Annotated in this window: 2 protein-coding genes and 1 pseudogene; 1 reads left to right on the plus strand and 2 read right to left on the minus strand. The window is 68.7% G+C overall.

Going from position 1 to position 1,410, the window contains the following annotated elements:
* Window positions 1-204 (minus strand): annotated as a pseudogene (locus tag BUE48_RS24410) (ABC transporter substrate-binding protein); the annotation flags it as partial.
* Between the two features lie 12 nt (window positions 205-216).
* On the opposite strand from BUE48_RS24410, the gene BUE48_RS24415 reads away from it, so the two are divergent.
* Window positions 217-360, plus strand: coding sequence for a hypothetical protein (locus tag BUE48_RS24415; RefSeq protein ID WP_286991134.1), 144 nt, complete (start codon window positions 217-219; stop codon window positions 358-360).
* A gap of 384 nt (window positions 361-744) precedes the next feature.
* Here the strand turns inward: BUE48_RS24415 and BUE48_RS24420 are convergent.
* A partial coding sequence (locus tag BUE48_RS24420; protein ID WP_286991135.1) for an ABC transporter substrate-binding protein occupies window positions 745-1,410 on the minus strand: 666 nt, incomplete at its 5' end.

The raw sequence follows: 1,410 nt of genomic DNA on the forward strand, positions 1-1,410 counted from the left end.
GGTGCTCAGCAGCACCAGGTCGGGGGATTCTTTGACGATCTTGTCGATGGCGGGGCGTTGTTTGTCGGCTCCGGTGGGGGTGGGGACGTCGGTGAACTTCAGGCGGTTGCGTTCGGCGGCGATGCGGGCGCCGCCGGCGGCGTCCCCGCCGTAGTCGCCGGGGTAGTGGACGGCCATGACGCTGTCGATGCCCCAGGCCTCCACCGCGTGATGAGAATGTCTTCGAACTCCCACAGCGACGTCCACGAAACAGTGGACGCCACCATCTTGTCCTTCTTCAGCAGCGGCAGGATCTCCGTGGTCATCGGCGATCCCAGGGTCTGCGCCAGTGCCAGGACCTTGGTGCGGATCTCTTGGTAGGCCCGCTTGTGGGTGGCCACGTCGTACTTGTTGTCGCGGACGTAGGTGGTGGCGTCGATGTCGTAGCCTGAGCGGCCGTGGTCGAAGAACCGATGAGACGGAACGGCCCGCTGCTGAGGTCGGAGATGATGCCCAGGTAGATGCAGCCGTTGTCGGGGTTGACCGCTTTCGGGCAGGGCTCGTCGGTCACCCCCGGTACCGGGGCCGCCGCGCCCTTGTCCTGCGGGCCGCCGCCGCACGCCGCCAGGGCGAGGACGAGCGCCGCCGCGGCCGAACCCAGGCGCAGCAGGGACGAACGTACAGGGGCGGGATGCTTGGGGGATGGACGCACGTACCTCTCCAGACGATCGTTGATGGAGCGCTCCCGGGCCGGGATCCGCGGGCTCAGGAGGCCTTGAAGCAGGGCTCGGTCATCACATGGCGGCGGGCGGTGGGACCGGTGAAGAAGTCCCGGGCCGTCCTGACGCCGGTGTGGGCGTTGTCGTCGGGAACGTTCAGCGTCGTGGCGCGGAACGACGTGGCGGCCACGCCGGGGTAGGCGCCCCGCTCGGTGCTCAGCATCCCTTCGTAGTCCACGGCGCCGAGGTTGCGCAGGGTCTGGTAGAGCCCGGCGCGGGTGAGCCTGTTTTGGTCGATGGCCTTTTGCAGGACGGTCTTGAGCGGATAGGACCAGATCCACCCGGTGGTGTAGGCGTCGTTGGGGTCCACCTTGCCGAGGGCGGCGCGCATGGCGGCATGGCCGGGGGTGTCGGTGGCGAACGGCTTCCAGGGCGCGGCCTGCAGGAAACGGGTGCGGATGGCCTCGGCGGCGGGCCGGGTCTTGATGCCGAGAAGTTCCTTGGTCCAGCTGGGGCTGCTGCCGATGAAGCGGCCCCGGTAGCCGCGTGCCGCGGCCTGGCCGATCAGGACGGCGGTGTCCCGGGGGCTGGTGCTCAGCAGCACCAGGTCGGGGGATTCTTTGACGATCTTGTCGATGGCGGGGCGTTGTTTGTCGGCTCCGGTGGGGGTGGGGACGTCGGTGAACTTCAGGCGGTTGCGTTCGGCGGCGAT

The organism is Thermomonospora sp. CIF 1 (assembly GCF_001896795.1).
Taxonomy (GTDB): domain Bacteria; phylum Actinomycetota; class Actinomycetes; order Streptosporangiales; family Streptosporangiaceae; genus Thermomonospora; species Thermomonospora curvata.

What these genes read in the sequence shown, in the direction of transcription:
- BUE48_RS24415 (WP_286991134.1), top strand. Translation starts at nt 217, where the DNA reads ATGTCTTCGAACTCCCACAGCGACGTCCACGAAACAGTGGACGCCACC.